The 26,969-nt window shown below is 71.7% G+C and carries 22 protein-coding genes; 18 read left to right on the top strand and 4 right to left on the bottom strand.

Translation table 11 applies throughout. The features are described 5' to 3' along the window. Positions 1 to 14 precede the first annotated feature (14 nt). The 9 genes from kdpA to ABZ624_RS04455 all read left to right on the top strand — a co-directional run bounded on the left by kdpA (position 15) and on the right by ABZ624_RS04455 (position 8,697). Entirely contained in the window at positions 15 to 1,676 is a 1,662-nt protein-coding gene (kdpA, locus tag ABZ624_RS04415; RefSeq protein ID WP_360083189.1) for a potassium-transporting ATPase subunit KdpA, read from the top strand. Next, positions 1,676 to 3,835, top strand: coding sequence for a potassium-transporting ATPase subunit KdpB (gene kdpB / locus ABZ624_RS04420; protein ID WP_360082486.1), 2,160 nt, complete (start codon positions 1,676 to 1,678; stop codon positions 3,833 to 3,835). The genes kdpA and kdpB overlap by 1 nt, the downstream gene beginning before the upstream one ends. A gap of 8 nt (positions 3,836 to 3,843) precedes the next feature. Then, positions 3,844 to 4,476, top strand: coding sequence for a potassium-transporting ATPase subunit C (locus ABZ624_RS04425; protein ID WP_360082488.1), 633 nt, complete (start codon positions 3,844 to 3,846; stop codon positions 4,474 to 4,476). Positions 4,477 to 4,519: 43 nt separating this feature from the next. Further along, on the top strand, positions 4,520 to 5,203 hold the full coding sequence (locus ABZ624_RS04430; RefSeq protein WP_360082490.1) for a response regulator: 684 nt from the start codon (positions 4,520 to 4,522) through the stop codon (positions 5,201 to 5,203). Position 5,204: 1 nt separating this feature from the next. Continuing rightward, positions 5,205 to 5,354, top strand: a complete 150-nt coding sequence (locus tag ABZ624_RS04435; protein ID WP_360082492.1) for a hypothetical protein — start codon at positions 5,205 to 5,207, stop codon at positions 5,352 to 5,354. 97 nt (positions 5,355 to 5,451) lie between these two features. Then, positions 5,452 to 6,759 (top strand): alpha/beta fold hydrolase, encoded by a 1,308-nt coding sequence (locus tag ABZ624_RS04440; protein ID WP_360082494.1) that lies wholly within the window; start codon positions 5,452 to 5,454, stop codon positions 6,757 to 6,759. A 52-nt stretch (positions 6,760 to 6,811) separates the two neighbouring features. Continuing rightward, complete coding sequence (locus tag ABZ624_RS04445) at positions 6,812 to 7,447, top strand: MBL fold metallo-hydrolase (protein ID WP_360082496.1); 636 nt, start codon at positions 6,812 to 6,814, stop codon at positions 7,445 to 7,447. A gap of 35 nt (positions 7,448 to 7,482) precedes the next feature. Further along, complete coding sequence (locus ABZ624_RS04450) at positions 7,483 to 8,262, top strand: exodeoxyribonuclease III (protein WP_360082498.1); 780 nt, start codon at positions 7,483 to 7,485, stop codon at positions 8,260 to 8,262. A gap of 15 nt (positions 8,263 to 8,277) precedes the next feature. Further along, the gene (locus ABZ624_RS04455; RefSeq protein ID WP_360082500.1) at positions 8,278 to 8,697 is read left to right on the top strand and encodes a DUF6278 family protein; all 420 of its coding nucleotides are present in this window, start codon (positions 8,278 to 8,280) and stop codon (positions 8,695 to 8,697) included. A 224-nt stretch (positions 8,698 to 8,921) separates the two neighbouring features. Here ABZ624_RS04455 and ABZ624_RS04460 read toward each other — a convergent pair whose 3' ends face one another. Beyond that, entirely contained in the window at positions 8,922 to 10,490 is a 1,569-nt protein-coding gene (locus ABZ624_RS04460; protein WP_360082502.1) for a CocE/NonD family hydrolase, read from the bottom strand. A gap of 109 nt (positions 10,491 to 10,599) precedes the next feature. Then, complete coding sequence (locus ABZ624_RS04465) at positions 10,600 to 11,349, bottom strand: hypothetical protein (RefSeq protein WP_360082504.1); 750 nt, start codon at positions 11,347 to 11,349, stop codon at positions 10,600 to 10,602. 142 nt (positions 11,350 to 11,491) lie between these two features. Here ABZ624_RS04465 and ggt point away from each other — a divergent pair, with 142 nt between their 5' ends. Then, positions 11,492 to 13,294 carry a gamma-glutamyltransferase gene (ggt, locus tag ABZ624_RS04470; protein WP_360082506.1) on the top strand — a complete coding sequence of 601 codons (1,803 nt, stop codon included), beginning with the start codon at positions 11,492 to 11,494 and terminating at the stop codon, positions 13,292 to 13,294. A 30-nt stretch (positions 13,295 to 13,324) separates the two neighbouring features. On the opposite strand, the gene ABZ624_RS04475 is transcribed toward ggt, so the two are convergent. Continuing rightward, entirely contained in the window at positions 13,325 to 15,859 is a 2,535-nt protein-coding gene (locus ABZ624_RS04475; RefSeq protein WP_360082508.1) for an ATP-dependent Clp protease ATP-binding subunit, read from the bottom strand. 201 nt (positions 15,860 to 16,060) lie between these two features. Further along, entirely contained in the window at positions 16,061 to 16,837 is a 777-nt protein-coding gene (map, locus tag ABZ624_RS04480; protein ID WP_360082510.1) for a type I methionyl aminopeptidase, read from the bottom strand. Between the two features lie 63 nt (positions 16,838 to 16,900). Between map and ABZ624_RS04485 the strand changes: the two genes are divergently transcribed. The 8 genes from ABZ624_RS04485 to ABZ624_RS04520 all read left to right on the top strand — a co-directional run bounded on the left by ABZ624_RS04485 (position 16,901) and on the right by ABZ624_RS04520 (position 26,898). Next, entirely contained in the window at positions 16,901 to 17,152 is a 252-nt protein-coding gene (locus tag ABZ624_RS04485) for a helix-turn-helix transcriptional regulator (protein ID WP_360082512.1), read from the top strand. Between the two features lie 138 nt (positions 17,153 to 17,290). Then, positions 17,291 to 19,525 (top strand): hypothetical protein, encoded by a 2,235-nt coding sequence (locus ABZ624_RS04490; RefSeq protein ID WP_360082514.1) that lies wholly within the window; start codon positions 17,291 to 17,293, stop codon positions 19,523 to 19,525. Between the two features lie 207 nt (positions 19,526 to 19,732). Further along, positions 19,733 to 20,575, top strand: coding sequence for a nitrilase-related carbon-nitrogen hydrolase (locus ABZ624_RS04495; RefSeq protein ID WP_360082516.1), 843 nt, complete (start codon positions 19,733 to 19,735; stop codon positions 20,573 to 20,575). Then, complete coding sequence (locus tag ABZ624_RS04500; protein WP_360082518.1) at positions 20,572 to 21,855, top strand: aspartate aminotransferase family protein; 1,284 nt, start codon at positions 20,572 to 20,574, stop codon at positions 21,853 to 21,855. Before ABZ624_RS04495 ends, ABZ624_RS04500 begins: the two co-directional genes overlap by 4 nt. 17 nt (positions 21,856 to 21,872) lie before the next feature. Then, on the top strand, positions 21,873 to 23,492 hold the full coding sequence (locus ABZ624_RS04505; protein ID WP_360082520.1) for a PucR family transcriptional regulator: 1,620 nt from the start codon (positions 21,873 to 21,875) through the stop codon (positions 23,490 to 23,492). 101 nt (positions 23,493 to 23,593) lie between these two features. Further along, complete coding sequence (locus ABZ624_RS04510) at positions 23,594 to 24,436, top strand: nitrilase-related carbon-nitrogen hydrolase (protein WP_360082522.1); 843 nt, start codon at positions 23,594 to 23,596, stop codon at positions 24,434 to 24,436. A 27-nt stretch (positions 24,437 to 24,463) separates the two neighbouring features. Continuing rightward, positions 24,464 to 25,867: a dihydropyrimidinase gene (gene hydA, locus ABZ624_RS04515; RefSeq protein ID WP_360082524.1), complete on the top strand. Its 1,404-nt coding sequence runs from the start codon at positions 24,464 to 24,466 to the stop codon at positions 25,865 to 25,867. A gap of 11 nt (positions 25,868 to 25,878) precedes the next feature. Then, entirely contained in the window at positions 25,879 to 26,898 is a 1,020-nt protein-coding gene (locus tag ABZ624_RS04520; protein WP_360082526.1) for a TIGR03842 family LLM class F420-dependent oxidoreductase, read from the top strand. Positions 26,899 to 26,969 lie beyond the last annotated feature (71 nt).

Below are 26,969 nucleotides of genomic sequence, written 5' to 3' on the forward strand. Positions count from 1 at the left end.
TCGCAGCGGGCGACATGGGTCCCGTACTCGCCGGCCTGCTCCAACTGCTGGCCCTGACGGGCGCACTGGCGCTCGCCCACGTCCCCTTCGGCACCTACATGGCCCGCGTCTACTCCTCGAAGAAGCACCTGCGGGCCGAGAAGTGGATCTACAAGGGCATCGGTGCCGACCCCGACGCGGAGATGACCTGGCCCGCCTATCTGCGCGGTGTCCTCGCCTTCTCCGCCGCCGGCGTCCTCTTCCTCTACCTGCTCCAGCGGCTCCAGGGCGCGCTGCCCGGCTCGCTCGGCTTCTCCTCGGTCGACCCGGCGCAGTCCTTCAACACGGCCGTGTCCTTCGTGACCAACACCAACTGGCAGTCGTACGCCGGTGAGCAGACCATCGGGCACGTCGTCCAGGTCGCCGGCCTGGCCGTGCAGAACTTCGTCTCCGCCGCTGTGGGTATCGCCGTCGCGGTCGCTCTCGTCCGTGGTTTCGCGCGCTCACGCACCGGTGAACTGGGCAACTTCTGGCGGGACTTGGTCCGGGGCACGCTGCGGATCCTGATGCCGGGTGCCGCGATCGCCGCGGTGATCCTGGTCGCCTGCGGAGCGGTCCAGAACTTCTCCGGCATCCACGAGGTCGGTCGGTTCCTGGGCGGTTCGCAGCAGTGGAACGGCGGCGCGGTCGCCTCGACGGAGGCCGTCAAGGAGTTCGGCACCAACGGCGGTGGCATCTTCAACGCCAACTCCGCCCACCCCTTCGAGAACCCGACCCCGTTCACCAACCTCCTCGAGATCTTCCTGATGCTGGTGATCCCGTTCTCGCTGACCCGCACCTTCGGAGTGATGGTCGGCTCGGTGAAGCAGGGGTACGCGATCCTCGCCACGATGTTGACGATCTGGCTGGGCTTCACCGCGCTGATGATGTGGACCGAGTTCGCGCACCACGGGCCGGCGCTGCAGATCGCGGGCGGGGCGATGGAGGGCAAGGAGGTCCGCTTCGGCATCGGCGGCTCCTCGGTCTTCGCGACCTCCGCGACCCTCACCTCGACCGGTGCGGTGAACTCCTTCCACTCCTCCTTCACCGGCCTCGGCGGCGGTATCGCCATGCTCGGCATGATGCTGGGCGAGATCGCGCCCGGCGGTGCCGGCTCAGGTCTGTACGGCATGCTGATCATGGCGGTCATCGCGGTGTTCATCGCCGGTCTGATGGTGGGCCGTACGCCCGAGTACCTGGGCAAGAAGATCGGTGGCCGCGAGATGAAGCTCGCCGCCTGCTACCTCCTGATCACCCCGGCGCTGGTGCTGGTCTTCACCGCGGCCTCGACGGCCCTGCCGACCCCGCCGCACTCGATGCTCAACTCCGGCGCGCACGGGTTCTCCGAGGTGCTGTACGCCTTCACCTCGGCGTCGAACAACAACGGCTCCGCCTTCGCGGGCCTGAACGCGAACACCGACTGGTTCAACACCATGACCGGACTCGCGATGCTGCTCGGCCGCTTCCTGCCGATGGTGTTCGTCCTGGCCCTGGCCGGTTCGCTCGCCGGGCAGACGCCGGTCCCGGTCACCGCGGGCACCCTGCGCACCGAGAAGCCGCTGTTCACCGGCCTGCTGGTCGGCGCGATCCTGATCGTCACCGGTCTCACGTACTTCCCGGCGCTGGCGCTGGGGCCGCTCGCGGAAGGGCTGGCGTGATGACCACCCGAACGGAAGCCCACGAGGACTCCATGACCACCCCCACCCTTGCGCCCCACCAGGACGCGCCCACCGGGCACAAGCGCACCGGGCACAAGCACACCGGGCACAAGCCCGCCGAGGGCCGCGTCGGAGCGGGCCTCTTCGACCCCAAGGCGCTGGTGAAGTCCCTGCCGGACGCCTTCCGCAAGCTCGACCCGCGGGTGATGGTCACGTCGCCCGTGATGTTCGTGGTGTGGATCGGCTCCGCGCTGACCACCGTCTTCTCCGTCAAGGACCCGGGCGACTGGTTCGGCTGGACGATCAGCGCCTGGCTGTGGCTGACCGTCATCTTCGCCAACCTGGCCGAGGCGGTCGCCGAGGGCCGGGGCAAGGCGCAGGCCGACACCCTGCGCAGGGCCAAGACCGACACCGTCGCGCGCCGGCTGCTCCAGGACGGCTCCGAGGAGCGGGTCCCCGGCACCGCGCTGACCATCGGTGACCTGGTGGTCTGCGAGGCCGGCGATGCGATCCCCGGTGACGGTGACGTCGTCGAGGGCGTCGCCTCGGTGGACGAGTCGGCGATCACGGGTGAGTCGGCGCCGGTCATCCGCGAGTCCGGCGGCGACCGGTGCGCCGTCACGGGCGGGACGAAGGTGCTGTCCGACCGGATCGTCATCAAGATCACGACGAAGCCGGGCGAGACCTTCATCGACCGCATGATCAACCTGGTCGAGGGCGCGGCACGGCAGAAGACGCCCAACGAGATCGCCCTGAACATCCTGCTGGCGTCGCTGACGATCGTCTTCCTGCTCGCGGTGGCCACCCTGCCGCCGTTCGCGGACTACGCCGGCACCCATCTGACCATGGTCGTGCTGGTCGCCCTGCTGGTCTGCCTGATCCCGACCACCATCGGCGCGCTGCTGTCCGCGATCGGCATCGCGGGCATGGACCGCCTCGTCCAGCGCAATGTGCTGGCGATGTCCGGACGCGCGGTCGAGGCCGCCGGTGACGTCTCCACACTGCTGCTGGACAAGACCGGCACCATCACGCTCGGCAACCGCCGGGCCGCCGAGTTCGTGCCGGTGAAGGGCACCGCCGAGGCCGAGGTCGCCGACGCGGCCCAGCTGTCCTCGCTGGCCGACGAGACGCCCGAGGGCCGCTCGATCGTCGTGCTGGCGAAGGAGAGGTACGGGCTGCGCGAACGGCACCAGGGCGAGCTGGCCGGCGCCGAGTGGACCGAGTTCACCGCCCAGACCCGGATGTCGGGTGTGGACGTCGACGGCAGGAAGATCCGCAAGGGCGCCACCGCCTCGGTCATCGCCTGGGTGGAGGAGCAGGGCGGCGAAGTCGCCCGGGACGCCCCGGAGTCGGCCGACCGGATCTCCGAGGCCGGCGGCACCCCGCTGCTGGTCGCCGTCCAGGACGACAGGGGCGCCCGGGTGCTGGGTGTCATCCACCTCAAGGACGTCGTCAAGGAGGGCATGCGGGAGCGGTTCGAGGAGCTGCGCCGCATGGGCATCAAGACGGTCATGATCACGGGTGACAACCCGCTGACCGCGAAGGCGATCGCCGAGGAGGCAGGCGTCGACGACTTCCTCGCCGAGGCCACCCCCGAGGACAAGATGGCCCTCATCAAACGGGAGCAGGCGGGCGGCAAGCTGGTCGCGATGACCGGTGACGGCACCAACGACGCCCCGGCCCTCGCCCAGGCGGACGTCGGCGTCGCGATGAACACCGGTACGTCGGCCGCCAAGGAGGCCGGCAACATGGTCGACCTCGACTCCAACCCGACCAAGCTGATCGAGATCGTCGAGATCGGCAAGCAACTCCTCATCACCCGGGGCGCGTTGACGACGTTCTCCATCGCCAACGATGTCGCGAAGTACTTCGCGATCATCCCGGCGCTGTTCGCGGCGGTCCACCCGGGCCTGGACAAGCTGAACATCATGCACCTGTCCTCGCCGGACTCCGCGATCCTGTCGGCCGTCGTCTTCAACGCACTGATCATCGTCGCGCTGGTGCCGCTGTCCCTGAAGGGCGTGCGCTACCGGCCGATGAGCGCCGACAAGATGCTCCGCCGCAACCTCGGGATCTACGGCATCGGCGGCCTGATCGCACCCTTCGTCGGCATCAAGACCATCGACCTGCTCATCTCTCTGATTCCCGGGATCGGGTGAAGTCCACCATGAACAACTCCCTTGTGAACACCGCCCGGTTGCTGGGCGCGGGCTTCAGGGCACTGCTGGTGCTGACCGTGCTCACCGGCGTCGTCTATCCGCTGGCCGTCACAGGTGTCGCCCAGGCCCTCTTCGCCGACAAGGCGAACGGCTCCGAGATCAGGGCGGACGGCAGGGTCGTCGGCTCGTCCCTGATCGGCCAACAGGGTTACGGTCCCGGGTACTTCCAGCCCCGCCCGGCCGACGGCCTCGGTACGAACAGCATCAACACGCGGTACAAGCTGATCGTGTCCGGCGCCACCAACCTGTCCGCCGACAACAAGAAGCTCGTCGACTCCGTCGAGCGGGCGAAGGCCAGGGTGGTCGAGGACAACTCCGTGCCCGGCTACACGGTCGAGCCGTCCCAGGTTCCCGCCGACGCCGTCACCTCCTCCGGCTCCGGCCTGGACCCGGACATCTCCCCGGCCTACGCCGAACTCCAGGTCCACCGGGTCGCCGCGCGGAACAACCTGCCGCTCGCGCAGGTGGAGAAGCTGGTCAAAGACCACATCACCGGCCGCACCCTCGGCTTCATGGGCGAACCCCGCGTGAACGTCCTGGAGCTCAACACCGCGCTCAATGACCTTGTGGCGCACACGTGACCGCCTTGTGCGCCCGCAGGGATGACAGGAGAGGCACACACCCATGACCAGGGTGCTCGTGGTGGAGGACGACCCGCAGCTCGTGCGGGCCCTCGTCATCACCTTGCAGGCACGCCACTACGGCGTGGACGCCGCCACCGACGGTGCCACGGCCCTCCGGCTCGCCGCCGCCCGCCGGCCCGACGTGGTCCTGCTCGACCTCGGGCTGCCCGACATGGACGGCATCCACGTCATCAAGGCGCTGCGCGGCTGGACCCGGGCACCGGTCATGGTCCTGTCCGCGCGGCAGGCGTCCGACGAGAAGGTGGCCGCGCTCGACGCCGGCGCCGACGACTACGTCACCAAGCCGTTCAGCATGGACGAACTGCTGGCCCGGCTGCGGGCCGCCGTCCGCCGTACCGAGGACACACCCCTCGTGCCCGAGACGACGCTGGTCGAGACGGCGGACTTCAGCATCGACCTGCTCGCCAGGAAGGCCGTACGGAACGGGCGGGACGTACGGCTGACCCCGACCGAGTGGCATCTGCTGGAGATCCTGGTGACCCACCCCGGCCGGCTGATCACGCAGAAGCACCTCCTGCAGGAGGTGTGGGGTGTCTCGCAGAGCAACAAGACCAACTACCTGCGCGTGTACATGGCGCAGTTGCGCCGCAAGCTGGAGCCGGACCCCTCCCGCCCCCGCCATCTGATCACCGAGCCCGGCATGGGCTACCGCTTCGAAGGATGACATGACACGCGGCAAGCTCCGGATCCACCTCGGCGCGGCACCCGGCGTCGGCACGACCTACGCGATGCTGTCGGAGGCGCACCGCCCCACCGACGGCACCCGAACGAGGCCACCCGGAACAGCCGGACGTGCCGGCGGCGGCCTCCGCTGAGCCCTCTGACCAGGCACGTCAGCGTCCTGTCCGCCCCGGACGCCGTGCGGGGCCGGGTTCTTGCGGGGGCGCCCCCGCTGTCCACTCCGCTCGTGAGATGTGCGAGCGTGAACGGGTGAGCACGACGACGACTGAACTTCTGGAACACGGCTTCGACGGACCGGACGGCGCCCCGGTCCTGGTCCTGGGACCGTCCCTCGGCACGACCCGCCACATGTGGGACCGACAGGTGCCGGAGCTGACCAAGCAGTGGCGGGTCCTGCGGTTCGACCTGCCCGGCCACGGCGGGGCCCCCGCCCACCCGGCCGGTTCCGTCGCCGAGCTGGCCGCCCGGCTGCTGGCCACGCTGGACTCGCTCGGTGTGCAGCGGTTCGGCTACGCGGGCTGCGCGCTGGGCGGCGCGATCGGCATCGAGCTGGCCCTGCGCCACCCCGAGCGGCTCGCCTCCCTGGTGCTGGTCGCGGCCTCGCCCCGGTTCGGGACCCCCGACGAGTTCCGGCAGCGCGGGGTGGTCGTAAGGACGAACGGGCTGGACCCGGTCGCCCGGACCGCGCCCGACCGCTGGTTCACCGGCGGGTTCGCCGCGGCGCAGCCCGCGATCACCGAGTGGGCGGTGCAGATGGTCCGCACCACCGACCCGGGCTGCTACATCGCCGCCTGCGAGGCGCTCGCCGTGTTCGACGTACGGGCCGAACTGGGCCGGGTCGGCGTGCCGACGCTCGTGCTCGTCGGCGCCGACGACCAGGTCACCGGGCCCGCCGAGGCCCGCACCCTGGTCGCCGGCATCCCGGACGCCCGGCTCGCGGTCGTCCCCGGCGCCTCCCACCTGGTCCCGGTCGAGCAGCCGGCGGCCGTCACCGACCTGCTGGTGCACCACTTCTCCACCGCCTGGCAGCAGCCCTACGAGACCGGCCAGACGATCCTGCCGGCACCGTCGGCCGCCCCGGTCCCGGCGGTGGCGCCCGCGGCCGCGCCGGTCGCCGAGATCGCCCCGGCCGCCGTACCGGCCCAGCCGGCCGCGCGGCCCGACCGGTACGGGACCGGGCTCAAGATCCGCCGGGAGGTGCTGGGCGACGCGCACGTGGACCGGGCGCTGGCCGAGGCCGACGCGTTCTGCGGGGACTTCGAGGACTTCGTCACCCGCTACGCCTGGGGCGAGATCTGGGACCGGCCCGGCCTGGACCGCCGTACCCGCAGCTGCGTCACGCTGTCCGCGCTGGTCGCCGGCGGGCATCTGGAGGAGCTGGCCGCCCACACCCGGGCGGCCCTGCGCAACGGGCTCACCCCGGACGAGATAAGGGAAGTGCTGCTGCAGACGGCCGTGTACTGCGGGGTGCCGGCCGCGGCCGGCGCGTTCCGGGTGGCCCGGCAGGTCATCCGGGAGGAGACCACGCCCGCCGAGTGAGCCGCGTGCCGCCGGACCCGGCCGGCCGCCGGGTTCGGCAGGATGGTGAGCCATGAAGCTCACGAAGAAGTCCCACGCCTGCGTCCGCCTCGTGAAGGACGGGCGGACGCTCGTCATCGATCCGGGCGGCTTCAGCGAGGAGGACGCGGCGCTCGGCGCGGACGCGATCCTGGTCACGCACGAACACCCGGACCACTTCGACGAGTTCCGGCTGCGTGCCGCCATGGAGAACAACCCGGCCGCCGCGATCTGGACGCTGAGGTCCGTCGCGGACCGGATCTCGGCGGCCTTCCCGGGCCGGGTGCACACCGTCGGCCACGGCGACACCTTCACCGCGGCCGGCTTCGACGTGCAGGTCCACGGCGAGCTGCACGCGGTGATCCACCCGGACATCCCGCGCATCACCAACGTCGGCTACCTGATCGACGGCGGCAGGGTCTTCCACCCCGGCGACGCCCTCACCGTCCCCGGCCGGCCGGTGGAGACGCTGATGCTCCCGGTGATGGCCCCGTGGAACAAGATCTCCGAGGTCATCGACTACGTCCGCGAGGTGCGGCCGCAGCGCGCCTACGACGTCCACGACGCGCTGCTCACCGATCTCGCCCGCCCGATCTACGACCGCCAGATCGGCGCCCTCGGCGGCACGGACCACCAGCGGCTGGCGCCGGGAGCCTCCACCGAGATCTGAGTCCGTTGTCACAGGCTCCGGGTAGGTTGTGAGGCATGCGCATCGCTACCTGGAACGTGAACTCGATCACCGCCCGCCTTCCGAGGCTGCTGGCCTGGCTGGAGAGCAGCGGCACCGACGTGCTCTGCCTGCAGGAGGCCAAGGTCGCCGAGGACCAGTTCCCGTCCGACCAGCTGCGCGAGCTGGGCTACGAGTCGGCGGTCCACGCCACCGGCCGGTGGAACGGCGTGGCGGTGCTCTCCCGCGTCGGCATAGAGGACGTGGTCAAGGGCCTGCCCGGTGACCCCGGCTTCGACGGCGTCACCGAGCCGCGCGCCATCTCGGCGACCTGCGGCCCGGTCCGCGTCTGGTCGGTGTACGTCCCCAACGGCCGCGAGGTGGAGCACCCGCACTACGCGTACAAGCTCCAGTGGTTCGAGGCCCTCAAGGCGGCCGTGTACGGCGACGCGCAGGGCAGCCGCCCCTTCGCGGTCATGGGTGACTACAACGTGGCGCCGACCGACGACGACGTCTACGACGTGTCCGCCTTCGAGGGCTCCACGCATGTCACCCCCGCCGAGCGCGCCGCCCTGGCATCCCTGCGCGAGGCGGGCCTGGACGACGTGGTGCCCCGCCCGCTGAAGTACGACCACCCGTTCACGTACTGGGACTACCGCCAGCTCTGCTTCCCGAAGAACCGCGGCATGCGCATCGACCTGGTGTACGGCAACGAACCGTTCGCCACGGCCGTCAAGGACGCCTACGTCGACCGCGAGGAGCGCAAGGGCAAGGGCGCCTCCGATCACGCTCCGGTGGTGGTCGACCTCGACGTCTGATGCCAGGCTGGGTCCATGGACCTTCCGTTCCTGGGCCACCGGCACAAGAAGAACGGTGACGCGGCACCGCCTGCCGACCCGGAGGCGGTCGCCGAGCTGCTCTCCGAGTGCGAACTGCTCCGCGCGCAGGCCGACCGGGCGGGTGTCCGCCTCGACGACACCCCGGCCTCCCTGGAGGCCCTGGACCAGCTCGTGCCGCGCTGGCGCGACGACGCCGAGGTCCTGCCCCGGCTGGGCCACGACGCGGGGCTGTACCTGGGCACGGTCGTGGTGCGCACCGTGTCCGGCGCCGCCTGGCGGATCCGCCCCGACGGCGAGGCGGTCGTACGGCTGCCCTCCGGCCGTGAGGTCGAGGTCGTGGGCGCCGGGCAGGACTGGGCGGCCAGCGGCGTCCCCGAACTCTCCCAGGTGTACGCGGAGATCGCCGAGACGTGAGCCCCCGGCCCCCCGCCGCGGCATGAGCCTCGGTCAGGTACTGCCATGCCGGGAGGCCCGACGTCTCCGACCTCGACTACGATGTGCGGTTCATCCCTGTGGCGATGGTGATCTTGCCGATCCGCACGGGGATGCGCTGCTGCCGGGTGGGGGGCCTCCCATGACCCCGAGCCCCTGTGGGGACGGCAGTTCACGGGCCAGGCTCGTCCGGCGGCAGCCGGAGATCACTGCTCGCGCACGGGGACGGACACGTACGACGGGTCGTCCGAGGGCGAGGAGAAGGTCAGCTGCGCGCCGGACGGGTTGTGCTCGCTGTACAGCGGGTCGACCGTGTCGACCACCAGCGCCAGGCGGTGCCCGGCGGGCACGTCGTAGGCCGTGGAGAACAGGTCCAGGTCGACGTCGAACGGCTCGCCGGGCGTCCGTCCGTGCCAGGTGTACGGCGCGTTCGTCACCAGCTTGCCGATACCGAGCGGCCCCACGTCGTACAGGTAGGCGATGAGCGTGCCGCTCTCCGCCGTCGGGGTCAGCGTGGTGTGCAGCTCGGCCGTGCCCCGTACCCGCTGGGCGCCGGCGTACCGCTCCGACTGCCACACGGCCGCCCAGCGGCGCGGCAGCAGCGGTATCGAGGCCATCGGAGGCAGTTGGGCGACCTGGTCGAGGATGCTGGAGAGGAAGACGATCCCGCCGTCCGCGCCGGAGTCGACGTTCGCGTGGATGGTGCTGGAGCCGGGCAGCGCGAACTTCCGCCGTGTGGCCTCGACCGACTTCCAGTCCGGGTAGCCCTCGTATCCCCCCGCGCTACGGGACTTCAGCTGGACCGGCTGCTCACGGTCGATGCCGTTGTCGGCCCCCTTGAGGTAGTGGTCGAACCAACGCCCGGTGTCCGTCCACACGTCGTTGGGCAGTCCGAACAGGCCGGGCAGCTCGGCGGTCGCGTGGTCGCCGGGCCGCAGCTCCAGCCGTTTGGGCCCGGTCAGCTTCTCGTAGAAGCCGGCGTACTGGTTCACCGGGAAGACCGTGTCGCCCCAGGCGTTGGCGAGCATCAACGCCGCGCCGTTCTTGTTCAGCTGGTCGACGTAGGTCGCGGCGGACCGCTTCCGCCCCCAGTCGATCATCTCCTGTTCCTTGGACAGGTTCGAGGAGTACAGGTTGTCGAAGATCTCCCGCAGTTCCGGGCTCTCGCGGCCGGTGAGGGTGGCCGTGCCGTCCAGCACGGCCGCCGCCTGCACATGCTGGGTGCGGCCCGAGTAGATGGAGTCGATCAGGTCCGCCCACCCGCTGAGCGCGGCCACGGCCTTGATGCGCTTGTCGTGCGCGGCGGCGAGCAGGCTGATCCCGGCGCCGTACGACACCCCCGCCATGCCCACGTGGCCCGGGTCGGCCGGGGTGTTCGCGAGGGCCCAGTCGATGACCTTGGAGGCGTCCGCTACGTCCGGCGGACCGGCCACTTCTATCTGACCGCCGGACTGCCAGAATCCGCGCACGTTGTAGGTGAGCACCACATAGCCGGCGTCGGCGAGTTTCTGTGCCTGGGCGAGGTACTCGACCTGCGGGAAGGACCAGCTCGTGGGCAGCACGAGAAGCGGGTAGCGGCGCGAGCCGTCGGCGCCGGCGGGCGTGACGACGTTTCCCTTGAGTACGGTGCCGCCGTCGCCCGTGATGTCCACGAAGCGGACGGACGGGACGGTGGCCTGGGCGGCGGGCGCCAGGCCGACGACGGTACCGGCGATCAGCGCCGCCGAGACGGCTGTGGCGGCGGTGGAGCGCAGCGCGGTGCGGCCGTGTCCCATGGGTTACTCCTTCACTCGTCAACAGTGCAAAGTGACCCGACGGTAACCGGGATTCCTTACCGCAAGTAACCCGTCGGTAAGTTACGTGCCAGTAAAGATTGTTGGGGCATTACTCACCGCCGGCGACGCCGGCCGGTTCCGGGAGCGGCGTCCGCGCCGCCCGCGTCACGTCCGCCACCAGCTCCACCACATCGGGGCCGTACGCCTGGGAGTTGACCACCTTCAGCAGCAGGACGAAGGAGCCGGTGCCGTACTTGCGCCCCAACCGCTCGTGATGGCGCGCGAGATAGCGGGTCGCCGCCTGGTTGGTGATCGCGCGCTGCCCGCAGAAGAGGAACACCGGCCGGGCGTCGCGCTGCCCGTCCACGGTGAGCCGGGCCAGCAGGACGTACTCGGTGACGCCGGGATCCACGCGGTAGTCCTCCCCGCCGATCCGGAAGGCGCCTGTCTCGGGCCCGGCCTGGGCGTCGATGTTCACCGAGACGCCCGGCAGCAGGGAGGAGAGGTGCGCCGCCATCCGGCGGTTCGAGGCGGGACCGCCGAGGCAGAACTCCGTGCGCTCGCCGAAGCCCTGTTGGGTGGCGTCGTGCGCGACCACCTGGGCCAGCGCGTTGCAGTCCTTGATGAGGGCGGAGAGTTCCAGCAGGGCGAACACGTCGTGCCGCATCACCGACAGCTCCGGCCCGCCCGCGTTGCGGTTGACCACCAGCAGAGACTCGGAGTGGTCCGGCAGCCCGAAGAACGCCTGACGGCGCCGCAGTTTGCGCCGCCACAGATACGTGCGGGCGAGCCAGCCCAGCGAGGCCGAGAGCCCGGTCGCCACCAGGCCCAGGACGATGTTGCGCACGTCGTCGTTCATGGCCGCGCATGGTAGCGGGACCGGGCGACGGCTACGTACCTGTGTTCGACGCGTGACGGTCGTGTGGCAGAGCGCCGAGGCGTACTGTCGGTACTGGACCGATCTGGTTACGCTGCGCGGACTGTCCCGACGGGAGGTACGCATGGCTCGCCCAGGTATGCGGAAACTGGCGGTTCTGGCGGTCTCGGCCGCCATGGTGTCGGTGGGGGCGGCGGCACCGCCCGCCCCGGCGACGAGCCATACGGCCGGCAAGGTTCCCGTGGCCGTCGGCTACGGCGGCGCCGTGGCCAGCGTCGACGCGGACGCGTCCGCCGCCGGCATCGAGGTCCTCAGACGCGGCGGCAACGCGGTCGACGCCGCCGTCGCCACCGCCGCCGCGCTCGGCGTCACCGAGCCCTACTCGGCGGGCGTCGGCGGAGGCGGCTACTTCGTCTACTACGACGCCAGGACCCGCACCGTGCACACCGTCGACGGCCGTGAGACGGCGCCGCTCAGCGCCGACTCCGACCTGTTCGTGGAGAACGGCAAGCCGCTCGCGTTCGCCGACGCCGTCAGCAGCGGCCTGAGCGTCGGTACCCCGGGCACGCCCGCCACCTGGCAGAAGGCGCTGGACGAGTGGGGCAGCGAAAAGCTCGGCACCGTCCTGAAACCGGCCGAGCGGATCGCCCGCAACGGCTTCACCGTGGACGACACCTTCCGCTCGCAGACCGCGTCCAACGAGACCCGGTTCCGCTACTTCCCCGACACCGCGAAGCTGTTCCTGCCGGACGGAAGGCTCCCCGTCGTCGGCTCCACCCTGAAGAACCCCGAACTCGCCCGCACCTATGAGGAACTGGGCCGCGAGGGGGCCGAGGCGGTCTACCGCGGGGACATCGGCGACGACATCGTCAAGACGGTCGAACACCCGCCCGTGGACCCCGCCTCCGGCTGGAACGCCCGCCCCGGCAAGCTCGCCGAGAAGGACCTCGCCGTCTACCGCGCCAAGCTCCAGGCCCCCACCAGGACGTCGTACCGCGGTCTGGACGTGTACTCCATCGCGCCCTCCTCCTCAGGCGGTACGACGGTCGGTGAAGCTCTCAACATCCTGGAGAACACCGGCCTTTCCAAGGCGAGCGAGGTGCAGTACCTGCACCACTTCATCGAGGCGAGCCGGATCGCCTTCGCCGACCGCGGGCGCTGGGTCGGCGACCCGGCCTTCGAGGACGTACCGACGCGGCAGCTTCTGTCGCAGCAGTACGCCGACTCGCGCGCCTGCCTGATCAAGGACGACGCGGTCCTCACCAGCCCGCTGGCCCCCGGCGACCCGCGCCACCCCGCGGCCTGCGGCAAGGGCGGCACGGCGGCCCCGACGACCTACGAGGGCCAGAACACCACGCATCTGACCGTGGCCGACAGGTGGGGCAACGTCGTCTCCTACACGCTCACCATCGAGCAGACCGGCGGCAGCGGCATCACCGTGCCCGGCCGGGGCTTCCTGCTCAACAACGAGCTGACCGACTTCTCCTTCACCCCGGCCGACCCGGCCGTGCACGACCCGAACCTGCCCGGTCCCGGCAAGCGGCCCCGCTCGTCGATCTCCCCGACGATCGTCCTGGACCGGCTGGGCAGGCCCGTGGTGGCGCTCGGTTCACCCGGTGGCGCGACCATCATCACCACGGTGCTGCAGACGCTCACCGGGTTCCTGGACCGGCACCTGCCGCTGGCCGACGCGATCGCCGCACCCCGCGCCAGCCAGCGCAACGCCGCCCAGACCGAACTGGAACCGGCCCTGTACAACAGCGACGTGAGGAAACAACTGGAGGCCCTCGGGCACAGCTTCAAGCTCAACCCCGAGATCGGCGCGGCCACCGGCGTGCAACGGCTGCCGGACGGCAGGTGGCTGGCCGCCGCCGAGAAGGTACGGCGCGGCGGCGGCTCGGCGATGGTGGTGGATCCGGCGCCCTAGGCCGACAGGGTCAAGGATCCCCCGCAGGACTCACAACTCGGGTGCGGGCGGCCGCGCTTCCTCGGCGCGGAAGTCCAGCCGGCCGTCCCGCGCGTCCACCGTCACCCGGCTGCCCTCGGAGATCGTGCCGTTCAGCAGCAGCCGGGACAGCTGGTTGTCCACCTCCCGCTGGATGGTGCGGCGCAGCGGGCGGGCGCCGTACTCCGGCTGGTAACCGCGCTCGGCGAGCCAGTCGACGGCCGCGGGCGTGAACTCGACCCCGACGCCCTGCCCGTCCAGCAGCCGCCGGGTGCCCTCCAGCAACAGGCCGGTGATCTGCCGCAGTTGCTCGCCGGTCAGCTGCTTGAAGATCACGATCTCGTCGATGCGGTTGAGGAATTCCGGCCGGAAGTGCTCGCGCAGCGGGCGCAGGACCTGCTCGCGCCGCGCCTCCTCGTCCGCGTCCGCACCGCCCGGCCCGAACCCGACCCCGGCACCGCGCCGGGTGATCGCCTCGGAGCCGAGGTTGCTGGTCATCACGATGACCGTGTTGGTGAAGTCCACCGTCCGGCCCTGGGAGTCGGTCAGCCGGCCGTCGTCCAGGACCTGGAGCAGGATGTTGAAGACGTCCGGGTGGGCCTTCTCCACCTCGTCGAGCAGGAGCAGCGAGTACGGGTGCCGGCGCACCACCTCGGTGAGCTGCCCGGCCTCCTCGTGCCCGACGTAACCGGGCGGGGCGCCGATCAGCCGGGAGACGGTGTGCCGCTCCTGGTACTCGCTCATGTCGAGGCGGACCATGCGGTCCTCGCTGCCGAACAGCGCCTCGGCGAGCGCCCGGGCCAGCTCGGTCTTGCCGACGCCGGTGGGGCCGAGGAAGAGGAAGCTGCCGATCGGCCGGTGGGGGCTCGCGAGCCCCGCGCGGGAGCGCAGCACGGCCTCCGCGACCACGCCGACGGCCTCCTCCTGGCCGACGACCCGCTGGTGCAGGTGCTCCTCCAGGCCGAGCAGCCGTTCCTTCTCCTCCTGGGTGAGGCGGCTGACCGGGATGCCGGTCTGCCGGGACACGACCTCGGCGATGGCCTCCGCCGTCACCTCCAGGTCCAGCCCCTCGTCGGCCTTCTCGTCGCCGCTGGCCTCCGCGATCCGCTGCTTCAGCTCGCCGATCCGGTCGCGCAGCTCCTTGGCCTTGTCGTAGTCCTCGTCGGCGACCGCCTGGTCCTTGTCCCGGACCAGCTGCTCGACCTCGCGCTCCATCGCCCGTACGTCCGTGCCCTTGGTCCGCGCGCCGAGCCGTACCCGGGCGCCCGCCTGGTCGATCAGGTCGATGGCCTTGTCCGGCAGCCGCCGGTCGGTGAGATACCGGTCGGACAGCTCCACGGCGGCGACCAGCGCCTCGTCGCTGTAGCGGACCTGGTGGTGGGCCTCGTACCGGTCGCGCAGCCCGCGCAGGATCTCGACGGTGTCCTCGACCGTCGGCTCGGGCACCAGGATCGGCTGGAACCGGCGGGCCAGCGCCGCGTCCTTCTCGATCCGGCGGAACTCCTCCAGCGTGGTCGCGCCCACGATGTGCAGCTCGCCGCGGGCGAGGGCGGGCTTGAGGATGTTTCCGGCGTCCATCGCGCCGCCCTCGCCGCCGGTGCCGGCGCCGACGACGGTGTGCAGCTCGTCGATGAACACGATCAGCCGGTCGGAGTGGGCACGGATCTCCTCCACGATGGTGTTCAGGCGCTCCTCGAAGTCACCCCGGTAGCGGGTGCCGGCCACGACCCCGGTGAGGTCCAGCGCGACGACCCGGCGGCCCGCCAGGACGTCCGGCACGTCCCCGTCGGTGATGCGCTGGGCGAGCCCCTCCACGATGGCCGTCTTGCCGACCCCCGCGTCCCCGATGAGGACGGGGTTGTTCTTGCCGCGCCGCGACAGCACCTCGATGGTCTGCTCGATCTCGGTGTCCCGGCCGATGACGGGGTCGATCCGGCCCTGCCGGGCCAGGTCGGTCAGATCGCGCCCGTACTTGTCCAGCGTCGGCGTGCCGGTGGCGCGCGGCCGCTCCGGGCGGGTCGGGGTGCTCTCCGGGGCCTCGGCCGGCATGGAGCCGGCCGAGAACCGTGCCGCGTGCAGGATGTGGCCGGCCGCCGAGTCCGGGTTGGCGGCCAGCGCGCTCAGCACGTGCTCCGGGCCGATGTATCCGGCGCCGCTCGCCCGCGCCAGGTCGTGCGCGTCCAGCAGGGCGCGCTTGACGGCCGGGGTGAGCGACAGCGAGGTCGGCGGCGGCACCTCGCCGGGCGGGTGCTGCGCCGGGCCGGCCCGGTCGTCGATCTCCGTGGCGAGCGAGTCCGGGTCGGCGCCCGCCCGGCTCAGCAGGCTCCGGGTGGGCTCGGCCGCCACCGCCGCGCGCAGCAGGTGCTGGGTGTCCAGATCCCGGCTGCCGTGCTCGGCGGCGTACAGGGCGGCCCCTCTGACCAGCTCACGGGCCGGCTGGCTGAGCAGGCGGCCGATGTCGATGTGACGTTTCGCTCCGCTGGGGGCGCCGCCGAAGAAGCGGGCCAGGAATTCGCCGAAGGGGTCAGGAGGGTAGCCGTTGGTCATGGCGTTGCGCTTCCTTCGCTGACGACTGGCTGCGCCGGGTAACCGGGTGGGGGCCGTTCATGCCCACGATGACACGAACCGGTGGGGTGGGCATGTTCGCCTACCCGGGAGGGGCGCGCTGTCCGTCTGGCGGCTGCGGGAGCGGTGTGGTCGTTCGCGCCCCCGCTGCGGAGCCGCACATCGATACGGCCCCGCGCCCCTTCAGGGCGTTTCCCGTGCCGTCAGGATCCTGGGACCGGCGTCCGTGACGGCCACGGTGTGCTCCACATGGGCCGCGCGGGAGCCGTCGGAGGTGCACAGGGTCCAGCCGTCGGGTGCCTCGTAGTAGCTGTCCGTGCCGCCCGCGATGAGCATGGGCTCGATGGCGAGGACCATGCCGGGGCGGAGCGGGAGGCCGCGGCCGGGGCGGCCCTCGTTGGGGACCTCGGGGTCCTCGTGCATACGGCGGCCCACGCCGTGGCCGCCGAAGCCCTGCGGGATGCCGTAGCCGGCCGTACGGCAGACCCGGCCGACGGCGTGGGCGATGTCGCCGATGCGGTTGCCGACGACGGCCGCCTCGATGCCCGCCGTCAGGGCGCGCTCCGCCGTCTCGATCAGGCGGAGGTCCGCCGGCCGCGGGCGGCCCACGGTGAGGCTGAGCGCGGAGTCGCCGGCCCAGCCGTCCAGCTGCGCGCCGCAGTCCACGGAGAGCAGGTCGCCGTCGCGGAGCCGGTACCGGGTGGGGATGCCGTGCACGATCGCGTCGTTCACGGAGGCGCAGATCACGGCCGGGAAAGGGGTCGCGGCGAACGAGGGGCGGTAGCCGAGGAACGGGGAGGACGCCCCGGCCTCGCGCAGCACCTCCCGCGCCACCTCGTCCAGTTCCAGCAGTGAGACGCCGACGGCCGCGGCCTGCCGTACGGCCGTCAGGGCCCGTGCGACGACCTGGCCCGCCGCGTGCATCGCGTCGATCGACGTGTCCGTCTTCAGTTCCACCATGCCAATTACTATACCGGTATTTTAATGGGGTGCGATGACAGGGGCCGGTATTAGAATGGGTGCATGGTGCGCACCCCTCTCACTCCCGAAGAGCGTGAACGCGGCGAGCGGCTCGGGCAGTTGCTGCGTGAGTCGCGCGGCGGCCGGAGCATGGCCGAGGTCGCCGCGCAGGCGGGCGTGTCCCCCGAGACGCTCCGCAAGATCGAGACGGGCCGGGCGCCGACCCCCGCGTTCTTCACCGTCGCCGCGCTCGCCCGGGCCCTCGGCCTGTCGATGGACGAGCTGGCGGCGCGGTGCGTGCTCGTGGCCGCGTGAGACGCCCGCTCCGCGCAACGGCCCCGAGGCCGCGATGAGGGGTCCGCGCACTGCCGGAAAACTCTGCGTAGCAGTGCCGTAACACAACTGGTGTTGCCTGCCCGATGGACATGCCGGCGGTCGGGCGGGAGCTGAGCGATGGCGGTGGATCGACTCACCGGTGGGGTGCGGGAGTTCGCGAGCTACCTGGACGGCCTGCTGGCCCGCCTGGACCGGGGCGGGGGGTGGAGCGGGGTCTTCTGGCAGCGCGACCCCGACGGCATGCGGGCCTGCCTGGACGGCAGCGAGGTGCCGCCGTGGGACGTGGTGGAGGCGCTGCTGGAAGACCTCGCCGCGGCGTACGGCCCCGCCGCCGCGGTGGCCGAGCGGGAGCGCGCCCGAGCCCTGCACCGGGCCGCTCTGACGGCGTACGACGCCCACCCGGGCGCGCGCGACACCTTGCTCGACCGGCTCGACGTCATGCTCCGCGAACAGCGCTACGCCGCCGAGCGCCAGACCGAACTGACCCGCCTGCTGTCCGCCCCGGCCTCCCCCGACGAGGCCGACTCCCTGCGCTTCGACCTCGCCTGGGCCCAGGACGACCACGCCCGCGCCACCGCGAGGTGCGCGGAACTCCGGGGCCGCCTGGCGGAGGTGGACCGACGGGGAGTGGGGCACGCACAGGGGGTGCGGCACGCACAGGGGGTGCGGCGCACGCCCGACTCCGGCCCGCCAGGGACCGAGGACACGCACCGGGGCGCCCCGGCGACACAGGGCCCGGCCCCCGAGACGCCCGCGCGCATTCCGGAGACCGACGGCGATGCGGTCTGGCGTGGTCGGGGGGCTGAGGGGGATGCGGTTTGGCGCGGTCAGGGGGCCGACGGGGATGCCGTCTGGCGTGGTCGGGGGGCTGAGGGGGATGCGGTCTGGCGTGGTCAGGGGGCTGAGGGGGATGCGGTTTGGCGTGGTCGGGGGGCTGAGGGGGATGCGGTTTGGCGCGATCGGGGGGCTGAGGGGGATGCGGTTTGGCGTGGTCAGGGGGCTGAGGGGGATGCCGCCTGGCGCGGTCGGGAGGCCGACGGGGATGCCGCCTGGCGCCCGCCCGAGTCCGCTTCCGCCGAGCACCCCGCCCGCTCGACGGCCGGCTCGGAGCCCAGGCCCGCCGGCCCGGTCGCCGACATGGCTGGTCGCGGGGCCGCGTCCGCGTTCGGCGAGGACCCCCGCCGCACCGGCTCCGCCACAAGCCCTCCCACCCCGCCTCAGCCCTCCTCGCTCACGGATGCCGTCGCGTCGGCGCCGCAGTCCGGCGGCCCGGTGGGTGCTCCCCGTGCGGCTGTGTCCGCGCCTGGCTCCGCCGTGAGGCCGACCGCCCCCGCTCAGCCGTCCCCGCCCGCCGATGCCGCAGCCGCTGCCCCGATGCGGACCTCGTATGCCGCCGCGACCACCGCCGGCGCGGACTCCGGCTCCGCCGGTCGCACCGCGGCCCCTCCCGCCTCGCTCCAGCCTTCCCCGCTGCAGCCTTCCCCGCTCCAGCCCTCCCCGCCCCCCGGCGGATCCGTTCGGGGGCCGTACGTCGCCGTGTCCGCTCCGGTCTCGCAAGCGCCCGTGCCGCCGCCCGCGGTCACCGGAGCGTCCGCCCCGGAGGCAGCCCCTCCGCCCGCCCCCGCAAAGCCCCGCAAACGCAGGCGCGGCAGTGCCCGGTTCGCCGGGGCGGTGGACGACGGGGACGCTCCCGGAGTGGTGCCGCAGGTGCCGGTGCCCGTCATGCCGGAGACGCCTGTGCGCCGGGTGCCGCGAGGGGCCCGGTTCGCCGGGGGCGCGGAGGGCGTCGAGGCCGAGGGCGCCGGCGGGGAGGTGGCGGACGTCGAGGCGGGGGCAGCCGTTGCCGGAATCGTGGAGCGGCTGGCGCGGTTGCGGGCCGAGGGGCGCAGCGGGGAGGCGCATGTGCTGTTGACGGAGGCCGCGCAGGGGCCCGCCGGCCGGTTCCCGGCGCTCGCGGACGCGCTGGCCCGGACCGGACTCGGCGCCGACTGGGCGACGTTGCTGTGGGAGGCCGCCTCGCTCCCCGCGGAGCGGCTGGTCACCGTCGCCGGCGCGCTGACCGCCGCCGGACGGGACGCCGACGGGCGGCAGCTGCTGCGGCAGGGCGTCGCCCGCCCGCCGGAGCAGATCGGCGCGGCCGTGCTGCGGCTGGCGGAGGAGGGGTGCCGGCGGGAGGCGGAGGCCTTGCTGGACGCGTGCGTGCGGGTCCGTACCGCCGCGGAAGCCGCCCGCAGCGCCGCACCCGATCCACGCCGGCTCGTACCGCTGCTGCTCCGCGCCGCGCAGGCCGTCTCCGACGAGCGGCACTGGGACCTCGTGCACGCGCTGCGGGTGGCCGGACACATGACGTGACCGAACGTACGTCACTTTGCCCCGTTATGCTCCCTTACACCCCTACGAGCAGTCCCTTCGCTCACCCACAGGGGTGTGAAACGTGATCGACTCCGCGGGTTGACGATGATGGTCTTGGCAAGGGCCTCCGGCCAGGCTTACTTTCGTCCCTCTACCGCCTGCTCTACGGGCGTAGAGACTTTGACGGACCCGTCGAAGGAGCAGCTCATGGCCAACGTCGTACGAGCCGCACTGGTCCAGGCCACCTGGACCGGCGACACCGAGTCCATGGTGGCGAAACACGAGGAGCACGCCCGCGAGGCGGCCCGTCGGGGCGCCAAGGTCATCGGGTTCCAGGAAGTCTTCAACTCGCCCTACTTCTGCCAGGTCCAGGAGCCCGAGCACTACCGCTGGGCCGAGCCGGTGCCCGACGGGCCGACGGTACGGCGGATGCAGGACCTCGCAAGGGAGACCGGCATGGTTGTCGTCGTGCCCGTCTTCGAGGTCGAGCAGTCCGGCTTCTACTACAACACCGCCGCCGTGATCGACGCCGACGGCACCTACCTCGGCAAGTACCGCAAGCACCACATCCCGCAGGTCAAGGGCTTCTGGGAGAAGTACTACTTCAAGCCCGGCAATCTCGGCTGGCCCGTCTTCGACACCGCCGTCGGCAAGGTCGGCGTCTACATCTGCTACGACCGGCACTTCCCGGAGGGATGGCGGCAACTGGGCCTCAACGGAGCCCAGTTGGTCTACAACCCGTCGGCCACCCACCGCGGGCTGTCCGCCCACCTGTGGCAGCTGGAGCAGCCCGCCGCCGCCGTCGCCAACGAGTACTTCGTCGCCGCCATCAACCGGGTCGGCAAGGAGGAGTACGGCGACAACGACTTCTACGGGACCAGTTACTTCGTCGATCCCCGCGGGCAGTTCGTCGGCGAGGCCGCGAGCGACAAGTCCGAGGAACTCCTCGTCCGTGACCTCGATTTCGACCTCATCGAGGAAGTGCGGCAGCAGTGGGCCTTCTACCGCGACCGCCGCCCCGACGCCTACGAAGGACTGGTGCAGCCGTGAACGACCTCTACTCCCGCCACCGCCAGGTCCTGCCCGACTGGCTCGCCCTCTACTACGACGAGCCGCTCGAGATCACCCATGGCGAGGGCCGCCACGTCTGGGACTCCGCCGGCAACATGTACCTGGACTTCTTCGGCGGCATCCTGACGACGATGACCGCGCACGCGCTGCCCGAGGTGACCAAGGCGGTCGGCGAGCAGGCCGGGCGGATCATCCACTCCTCGACGCTGTACCTGAACCGGCCGATGGTCGACCTGGCCGAGCGCATCGCCCAGCTCAGCGGCATCCCGGACGCCCGGGTCTTCTTCACCACCTCCGGCACCGAGGCCAACGACACCGCCCTGCTGCTCGCCACCACCCACCGGCGCAGCAACACGGTCCTGGCGATGCGCAACAGCTACCACGGCCGCTCCTTCAGCACGGTCGGCATCACCGGCAACCGCGGCTGGTCGCCGACCTCGCTGTCCCCGCTGCAGACCCTGTACGTCCACGGCGGGGTGCGCACCCGCGGCCCGTTCGCCGAGCTGGACGACCGGGCGTTCATCGACGCGTGCGTCGCCGACCTGAAGGACATCCTCGGGCACACCCGGCCGCCCGCCGCGCTGATCGCCGAACCGATCCAGGGCGTCGGCGGCTTCACCTCCCCGCCCGACGGGCTGTACGCCGCGTTCCGCGAGGTCCTGAAGGAGCAGGGCGTGCTGTGGATCGCGGACGAGGTGCAGACCGGCTGGGGCCGCACCGGCGAGCACTTCTGGGGCTGGCAGGCGCATGCCCAGAGCGGCCCGCCGGACATCGTCACCTTCGCCAAGGGCATCGGCAACGGCATGTCCATCGGCGGGGTGATCGCCCGCGCCGAGATCATGAACTGCCTGGACGCCAACAGCATCTCCACCTTCGGCGGCACCCAGCTCACCATGGCCGCCGGACTGGCGAACCTGACGTACCTGCTGGAGCACGACCTGCAGGGCAACGCCCGCCGCGTCGGCGGCCTGCTCATCGAGCGGCTGCGCGCCGTCGCCGCCCAGCTGCCCGGCGTGCGCGAGGTGCGCGGGCGCGGCCTGATGATCGGTGTCGAGCTGGTCGGGCCGGGCACGGACGAGGCCGACCCGCAGGCGGCCGCCGCCGTACTGGAGGCGGCGCGCGAGGGCGGTCTGCTCATCGGCAAGGGCGGCGGCCACAACACCAGCGCCCTGCGCATCGCCCCGCCGCTGTCGCTCACCGTCGCGGAGGCCGAGGAGGGCGCGGCGATCCTGGAACGGGCGCTCAGGAGTACGTACTAGAGAACGGCGGTACGGCCATGACCACCACCTCCCCGACCCGGTACGCCTGGGAACCCGCCCTCTCCGTCCGCCAGGTGCTCACCCTGGAGCGGGTGCTCGCCGGGGAGCCCGAGGTGGTGGCCGGGGCCGGGCAGCTCGACCGGCCGGTGCGCTGGGTGCATGTCGCCGAGGCCGCCGACGTCGGTGTGATGCTCAGCGGCGGCGAGATGGTGCTCACCACCGGTGTGCTCCTGGCCGGAGACGAGGCCGGACAGGCGGAGTACATCCGGTCGTTGCACCGGGCGGAGGCCGCCGCCGTCGTGCTCGGCCTCGGGCGGGCCTTCCCGGCGCCGCCCGAGGTGATGCGCCGGGCCGCCGAGCGGTGCGGACTGCCGATGGTCGTCCTGCACCGGCCCTTCCCCTTCGCGGAGCTGACCGAGGAGGTCCAGTCCCGGCTGGTACGGCGCAAGTTCGCCGCCGTCAGCCTCTCGGAGGCCGTACGGACCGAACTCACCGCCCTGATCACGGCCGGTGCCCCCCTGCAGCGGCTGCTCGACGGGGTCGCCCGGCACAGCGGCTGCCCGGTCGTGGTCACCAACCTCGCCCACCGCGTCCTCGCCACGGCGGGGGAGCGGTCCGCGGTGGACGATGTGCTGCGCGACTGGGAGCGGATCGCCCGGCAGGCCGGCACCGGCGCGGGCGGCGGCTGGATCAGCGCCGAGCTCGGCGGACGCGGGGAGCGCTGGGGCCGGCTGCTGCTGTGCGGCTACCGGGGCGAGGCGGCCACCGGGCGGCTGCTCGCCGACCGGGCCGCCGAGGCGCTGGTCCTGCACCGCATGCTCGGCGGCGGCTCCGCGCACTCCTGGGAGGAGGAGTCCGCACAGAGCCTGCTGACCGACCTGGTCTCCGGTGTCGTACCGTCCTGCCGGCTGCTGCCCCGGGCCCGCGCGGCCGGCCTGCCGGTCAACCGGCGCACCTTCGTCCCGCTCGTCGTCCTGGACCGCACGGCGGCCGAACTCGACCGAGTGCTGCGCCTGCTGGGCCTGTCCGGGCTGGTCGCCGAACTCGCCGACGGCGTGGCCGCGGTGCTGCTCAGCCTCGCCCGCGACCAGGACGCGGACATCCTCACCGCCCACTTCGCGGCCCGGCTGCGCGCGCGGGCGCCGGCCGTGGTCGCCGCCGCCGGCCCCCGTACCGCCTGGGACGAGGTGCCCGCCGGACTGCGGGAGGCCCGGCATGTCGCCGACGCCGTCGCCGGCTCCCGTGCCGCCCTCGACCTCCCGCCCGTCGTCCGCCTCAAGGACGTCCACCTGCGCGGACTGATCCGGCTGCTGCGCGACGACCCACAGGTGCAGTCCTTCGCCGAGCGGGAACTGGACGGGCTGCTGGGCGAGAGTGAGCCCGAGCTGCTGAACGTCCTGCGGACCTATCTCGCGACCGGCCGCAACAAGTCCCGCACCGCTCAGCTCCACCATGTCTCCCGGCCCGCCCTCTACCGCCGCCTGGAGGCCATACAGGCCCGCCTCGGCGTCGACCTGGACGACTTCGAACAGGCGGCCTCCGTCCACATCGCGCTCCTCGCGCACGATGCGCAACAGCGGGGAAACATGCGACCACCTGGGAAAACGGCGGTGAAACATGGGATCGCGAACGCGTGACACGGTGGCACGCCACACGTCCGCAGACGTGACACGCTGCCACTCAAACGGTCCTCGCGGGCTTTCTAGGCTCACGGCACACCGAGCTACCGGAGGTCCCGATGAGCCGAGTGATCCGTGCCGCCCTGTTCCAGACCGCGTGGACCGGCGACAAGGAATCCATGATCCAGGTCCACGAGCAGGCGGCCCGCGACGCGGCCGCCCAGGGCGCCCGAGTCCTGTGCTTCCAGGAGCTGTTCTACGGCCCCTACTTCTGCCAGGTCCAGGACAAGGCCTTCTACGAGTACGCCGAGCGGATCCCGGACGGCCCGACCGTCCGGCGCTTCCAGGCACTCGCCCGCGAACTGGGCATCGTCCTCGTACTGCCGATGTACGAGGAGGAGCAGCCGGGCGTGCTGTACAACACCGCGGCCGTGATCGACGCGGACGGCTCCTACCTCGGCAAGTACCGCAAGACCCACATCCCCCAAGTGCGGGGATTCTGGGAGAAGTTCTACTTCCGCCCGGGCAACAGCGGCTGGCCCGTCTTCGACACGGCCGTCGGCAGGATCGGCGTGTACATCTGCTACGACCGCCACTTCCCGGAGGGCTGGCGGGCGCTGGGCCTCGCCGGCGCCGAGATCGTCTTCAACCCCTCGGCCACCTCCCGCGGCCTGTCCCGCTACCTCTGGCAGCTGGAACAGCCGGCGGCGGCCGTGGCCAACGAGTACTTCGTCGGCGCCATCAACCGGGTCGGCGTGGAGGACCTGGGCGACAACGACTTCTACGGCACGACCTACTTCGTGGACCCCGAGGCCCAGTTCGTCGGCGAGGTCGCGAGCGACAAGGAGACCGAACTCGTCGTCCGCGACCTGGACCTGGCCAAGCTCCGCGAGGTCCGCGACCGCTGGCAGTTCTACCGGGACCGGGCGCCGGGGGCGTACGAGCCGCTGACGGCACCCTGACCGGAACCGAGTGACTGAGGGAGCAGCATGAGCAGCCGTACCGTCATCCGTGGTGGTCTCGTCATCACCGCGTCGGACGAGATCCACGCCGACGTCCTGGTCGAGGACGGCCGCGTCGCCGCCCTCGCCGCCTCCGGCACCCCCGCCGCCCGGGCGTTCACCGCCGAGAAGGTCATCGACGCCACCGGGAAGTACGTCATCCCGGGCGGCGTCGACGCCCACACCCACATGGAGCTGCCGTTCGGCGGGACCTCCGCCTCCGACACCTTCGAGACCGGGACCCGGGCCGCCGCCTGGGGCGGTACGACGACGATCGTCGACTTCGCGGTGCAGAGCGTCGGCCACACCCTGCGCGAGGGCCTGGACACCTGGCACGCCAAGGCCGAGGGCACCTGCGCGATCGACTACGCCTTCCACATGATCGTCTCCGATGTGAACCAGGAGACGCTCAAGGAGATGGACCTGCTGATCGAGGAGGGAGTGACCAGCTTCAAGCAGTTCATGGCGTATCCGGGCGTCTTCTACTCCGACGACGGCCAGATCCTGCGCGCCATGCAGCGCTCCGCCGAGAACGGCGGCCTGATCATGATGCACGCCGAGAACGGCATCGCCATCGACGTCCTGGTCGAGCAGGCACTCGCCCGGGGCGAGACCGACCCGCGCTACCACGGCGAGGTCCGCAAGGCCCTGCTGGAGGCCGAGGCCACCCACCGCGCCATCCGGCTCGCGCAGGTCGCCGGCGCCCCGCTGTACGTCGTGCACGTCTCCGCGACGGAGGCGGTGGCAGAGCTGGCGCGGGCCCGCGACGAGGGCCTGAACGTCTTCGGCGAGACCTGCCCGCAGTACCTGTTCCTGTCCACCGACAACCTCGCCGAACCGGACTTCGAGGGCGCGAAGTACGTGTGCTCGACGCCCCTGCGCCCGCGCGAACACCAGGCCAGGCTGTGGCAGGGCCTCAGGACGAACGACCTGCAGGTGGTCTCCACCGACCACTGCCCCTTCTGCTTCGCCGGCCAGAAGGAACTGGGCCGCGGCGACTTCTCCAGGATCCCCAACGGCCTGCCCGGCGTGGAGAACCGGATGGACCTCCTCCACCAGGCCGTCGTCGACGGGCACATCTCCCGCCGCCGCTGGATCGAGATCGCCTGCGCCACCCCGGCCCGCATGTTCGGCCTGTACCCGAAGAAGGGCACCATCGCGCCGGGCGCCGACGCCGACATCGTCATCTACGACCCGCACGCCGAGCAGGTCATGTCGGCGACGACGCACCACATGAACGTCGACTACTCGGCCTACGAGGGCAAGCGCGTCACCGGCCGGGTCGAGACCGTGCTCTCGCGCGGCGAGACGGTCATCACCGAGCGGGAGTACACCGGACACGCCGGCCACGGCGTCTTCACCCCGCGCTCCACCTGTCAGTACCTCACCTAGGAGTGGCGCCCATGGACTTCGGACTCGTCCTGCAGACCGACCCGCCGGCCTCCCGCGTCGTCAGCCTGATGAAACGGGCCGAGCGCAACGGGTTCACGTACGGCTGGACGTTCGACTCCGCCGTGCTCTGGCAGGAGCCGTTCGTCATCTACAGCCAGATCCTCGCGAACACGACGAAGCTGAAGGTCGGCCCGATGGTCACCAACCCGGGCACCCGCACCTGGGAGGTCACCGCCTCCACCTTCGCCACCCTCAACGACATGTTCGGCAACCGCACCGTCTGCGGCATCGGCCGCGGCGACTCCGCGATGCGGGTGGCGGGCCGCAAACCCAACACCCTGGCGCGGATCAGTGAGGCCATGAAGGTCATCCGCGCCCTCGGCCGGGGCGCGGAGGCCGACCTCGGCGGCACGGTGATCAGGTTCCCGTGGATCAAGCCGGGCGCCGAACTCCCCGTCTGGATGGCCGCGTACGGTCCGAAGGCGCTGAAGATGACCGGCGAGGAGGCCGACGGTTTCATCCTCCAGCTGTCCGACCTCTACCTGACCGAGTACATGGTGAAGGCCGTCAAGGACGCGGCCGTCGCCGCCGGCCGCGACCCGTCCGAGGTCACCATCTGCGTGGCCGCCCCCGCGTACGTCACCGAGGACGACTCGCCCGAAGCCCTCGCCCACGCCCGCGACCAGTGCCGCTGGTTCGGCGGCATGGTCGGCAACCACGTCGCCGACCTGGTCGCCAAGTACGGCGAGCACTCCTCCCAGGTCCCCGAGGAACTCACCGACTACATCAAGGCACGGCAGGGCTACGACTACGCCCACCACGGGCGCAGCGACAACCCCGACACCCAGTTCGTGCCGGACCAGATCGTCGACCGGTTCTGCGTCATCGGACCGGCCGAGAAGCACATCGAGAAACTGACCGCGCTCCGCGCGCTGGGCGTCGACCAGTTCGCGGTGTACGACATGCACGACGCGCAGGAGGCCACCATCGACGCCTACGGCACCGAGGTCATCCCGGCGCTCAACTCCTGACCGTCACCCACTGGTCGGAGTCCCCCACCTCCTGGTCACCCCTCCCCGCCTCCCCGGGGAGGGGCTGGTGC

The sequence above is a fragment of the Streptomyces sp. NPDC007205 genome, from assembly GCF_040634095.1.
Lineage (GTDB): Bacteria > Actinomycetota > Actinomycetes > Streptomycetales > Streptomycetaceae > Streptomyces.